General features: G+C 67.2%; 5 protein-coding genes. 4 read left to right on the forward strand and 1 reads right to left on the reverse strand.

The window, feature by feature from the left end; all coding sequences use genetic code 11:
* The coding region (locus tag V6M37_RS09880; RefSeq protein ID WP_332672780.1) for a HEAT repeat domain-containing protein at positions 1-924 on the reverse strand (924 nt) is incomplete at its 3' end.
* A gap of 75 nt (positions 925-999) precedes the next feature.
* Here V6M37_RS09880 and V6M37_RS09885 point away from each other — a divergent pair.
* From V6M37_RS09885 to ilvB, 4 genes are all read left to right on the forward strand, one after another.
* Positions 1,000-1,215: a hypothetical protein gene (locus V6M37_RS09885; protein WP_332672782.1), complete on the forward strand. Its 216-nt coding sequence runs from the start codon at positions 1,000-1,002 to the stop codon at positions 1,213-1,215.
* 99 nt (positions 1,216-1,314) lie between these two features.
* Positions 1,315-1,497 (forward strand): hypothetical protein, encoded by a 183-nt coding sequence (locus V6M37_RS09890; RefSeq protein WP_332672784.1) that lies wholly within the window; start codon positions 1,315-1,317, stop codon positions 1,495-1,497.
* Between the two features lie 13 nt (positions 1,498-1,510).
* A complete protein-coding gene (locus V6M37_RS09895; RefSeq protein WP_332672786.1) occupies positions 1,511-1,807 on the forward strand; it encodes a hypothetical protein in 297 nt (98 codons plus the stop codon).
* 92 nt (positions 1,808-1,899) lie between these two features.
* Positions 1,900-3,248 (forward strand): biosynthetic-type acetolactate synthase large subunit (ilvB, locus tag V6M37_RS09900; protein ID WP_332672787.1); only part of this gene is annotated, 1,349 nt, incomplete at its 3' end.

Genomic DNA, 3,248 nt, shown 5'->3' on the forward strand with positions numbered 1-3,248 from the left:
GGGCCGGCCGGTTTCAGCGAGTAACAGCCCGAGGTTGTACCACGCACGGTGGTACCCAGGATCTCGTTGAACCGTTTCGCGCAAGGCGGCCTCGGCGTTCGGATAGTTTCGTGCTTCGGCGAACAGCAGGGCGGCGTTGAAGATCGGTTCAGGATCGTCGGGGGTTAGATTCGCCGCGCGAACGAAGGCGCTGGCTGCGGCGTCCAATTGACCGGCTTGTTGATAAACGAGTCCGAGGGTTTCGAGAATCGGCGCGGAACCAGGGTCCCAACTCACCGCTTTTTGGAGTGCCTTGATGGATGCCGGCGATTCTCCGCGATTGGCCAGATGCTGTCCGATGCGCAACTGACCCAGCGGTTGATCAGCGGCCGTTTCAAGATAAGTCTGGAGTTCCCTCGCTTGAATGGAGGCGGGTTCCAGTTCGTCGGAAAGCGCCCACGCTGCGTCGAGTCGCACGAGACGCACGGGATCGTTAAGGAGCGGACGCAACGAGGCACGCGCATCACCGACGCCGCTGAGCAGGCGAACGGCCGCAGCCCGTACGAGCGCGTCCGTGTCTTTCAGCGCAGTGTTCGCGGCGGAAGCGACGGCGGGATTTCCGAGCGCATGCGGCGTCATCAACTCGAGCATCGTGGCGCGCCACACCGGAATATCCTCGGACTCCAGAAGTTTGAGGAGTTGGTCCACGGCTCCGGGAGTGTTCGCCTGGGCGGCGGCGATGCCGCGTGCGCGCGCCCGCTGTCGGGAATTGAGTTTATCTCCGTACCAGTTTTCTGAATGCGTGATCGCCCAGTCGACGGTTTGATCGGTGTGGCACCGGTTGCAGGCGTTGGGAATGCCGAGCTCCTTCGTGAGCAGAGGATCAGGTTTCAACCAGCCATGATCGTGACGCGGCGAGCGTTCCATGTAGTTCGTCGTCGGCATGTGACACTCGATGCAGCGGTTTCCGGTTCCGACAGCGCGTCGAGCGCCGTCACCTGAATCCGGGACAGCGGGCCAATGCCCGCGGGTTTGCGCGGGCTCACCATGATGGACATGTCCGATGCCAACTCTGATCTCACCCGCCGCGCCCTCATCGAGGTCGCGGCCGACTCATCGGCGACGTCGACCAAGGACCCCGTCGTTCGCCGCTATCGGCTGGCGCGCGTGCCGCTCTACACCAGGCCGGCACCCGCGCTGGATCGCTTCGCGCACCTGCGCAGAAGCTACGACTGAGGCGAGTCCCGGCCTGCTCCGGGACGCGCCTACCACCCTCGACCCCCCGTACCTGCTGGCCTGCGCGCGCCCGCTGACGGGGGAGGTACGCTTGAAGGCATGTCCACCTCCTCACCTTCCAGCGGCGCCTCCCTCGGCAAGCGGGCGCTCGCGCTGCTCGTCCTGCTCGTCGCGGCCTGGATCCTGTTCAAGGTCGTCATCGGCGTCGTCACCGCGGTCGCGACGGTGGTCGTCATCGTGCTCGCGATCGTCGCCGTGATCTGGGCCATCCGGGTCCTCTGACGCCGCCGCCACGATGGCCGGAGGCGCCTACGTCGTCATCGCGCTGAGCTTCGGGCTGGCCGGCGGGATCGTCGGCAAGATCAAGGGCAGCTCCTTCTTCATCTGGTTCATCGTCGCGACGGTCGTGCCGGTGATCGGGCTCATCACGGCGATCGTCTACCGGTCCGAGCGCGACGAGCTGCGCCGGCTGTGCCCAACGTGCGGGCGCGTCTGCAAGCTGCACGACGCGCTCTGCGTGCGCTGCGGCACCGAGCTCGAGTATCCCGACGCGCCCCTGGCAGCGGAGAACACGGCCGCGGTGGCCCGCTAACCTCCCCTGTTCACGCCGGCCACCCGGGCCGGCCTGTCTGTATGCCGAGAGGAGGTCGTGATATGCGCGCGGTTGACGCCATCATGGAGTGCTTGAAAGCAGAGGGTGTCGACGTCGTATTCGGCCTCCCCGGCGGAGCGAACCTGCCGACCTACGACGCCTTCGTCGACGCCGGCATCCGCCACGTCCTCGTGCGCCACGAGGCCGGCGGCGGCCACGCGGCCGAGGGCTACGCGAAGGCGACCGGCAAGGTCGGCGTCGCGTTCGCCACCTCCGGTCCCGGCGCGACGAACGTCGTGACGCCGATCGTCGACGCGATGATGGACTCCGTCCCGACGGTGTTCATCACCGGCCAGGTGCGCACCGACCTCATCGGCACCGACGGCTTCCAGGAGACCGACACGCTCGGCATCACGATGCCGGTCGTCAAGCACTCCTTCCAGATCCGCTCGCCGCTGGAGATCCCGCGCGCGATCCACGAGGCCTTCCACATCGCGCGCAGTGGGCGCCCGGGCCCGGTCGTCGTCGACATCCCCGTCGACCTCAGCCGCGCCGAGCTCAACTACGAGCCGGTGACCGACCTGCACCTGCCCGGCTACCAGCCGACGGTCGACGGCAACACGAAGCAGATCCGCCAGGCGGCGAAGGCGATGGCCTCCGCGCGCCGCCCCGTGATCTACGCCGGCGGCGGGGTCGTCAACGCCAACGCGTCCAAGGAGCTCGTCGACTTCGCGACGAGCGACAACTTCCCCGTGACGTGCACGCTCATGGGGCTCGGCGCGTTCCCGGCGCCGCACAAGCAGTGGCTCGGGATGCTCGGCATGCACGGCACGCGCACGGCGAACTACGCGATGGACGAAGCCGACCTCATCTGCTGCATCGGGGCGCGCTTCGACGACCGCATCACCGGCAAGCTGTCGGAGTTCGCGCCGCACGCGAAGTTCATCCACATCGACGTCGATCCGGCCGAGATCTCCAAGACGGTCCCGGCGCACATCCCGATCGTCGGCGACGCCAAGAGCGTGCTGACGAAGCTCGTCAAGGAGTACCGGGCGCTGGACGTCGACCCGTCGCGCATCGACGAGTGGTGGCAGAAGATCCGCGGCTGGCAGAAGACGTACCCGCTCGGCTACACCGACTCGACGGACGCCGAGATCAAGCCGCAGTTCATGGTGCAGGCGCTCTACGAGGCAACCGGCGGCGACGCGATCGTCACCTCCGACGTCGGCCAGCACCAGATGTGGGCGGCGCAGTACTACCACTTCAACCAGCCGCGCCGGTGGATCAACTCCGGCGGGCTGGGGACGATGGGCTTCGGCCTGCCGGCTGCGCTCGGCGCCGCCGTCGGCTGCCCGGACCAGACGGTGGTCTGCATCGCCGGTGACGGCTCGATCCAGATGAACATCCAGGAGCTGGCCACCTGCGCCGAGGACAAGATCCC

The organism is Aromatoleum sp. (assembly GCF_036675785.1).
In the GTDB taxonomy this organism is placed as follows: Bacteria; Pseudomonadota; Gammaproteobacteria; order Burkholderiales; family Rhodocyclaceae; genus Aromatoleum.

Excerpts from the sequence above, each read along its gene's own strand:
- V6M37_RS09895 (WP_332672786.1), top strand. The coding sequence starts at position 1,511 with ATGGCCGGAGGCGCCTACGTCGTCATCGCGCTGAGCTTCGGGCTGGCC.
- V6M37_RS09890 (WP_332672784.1), top strand. The coding sequence starts at position 1,315 with ATGTCCACCTCCTCACCTTCCAGCGGCGCCTCCCTCGGCAAGCGGGCG.
- V6M37_RS09885 (WP_332672782.1), top strand. The coding sequence starts at position 1,000 with ATGCCCGCGGGTTTGCGCGGGCTCACCATGATGGACATGTCCGATGCC.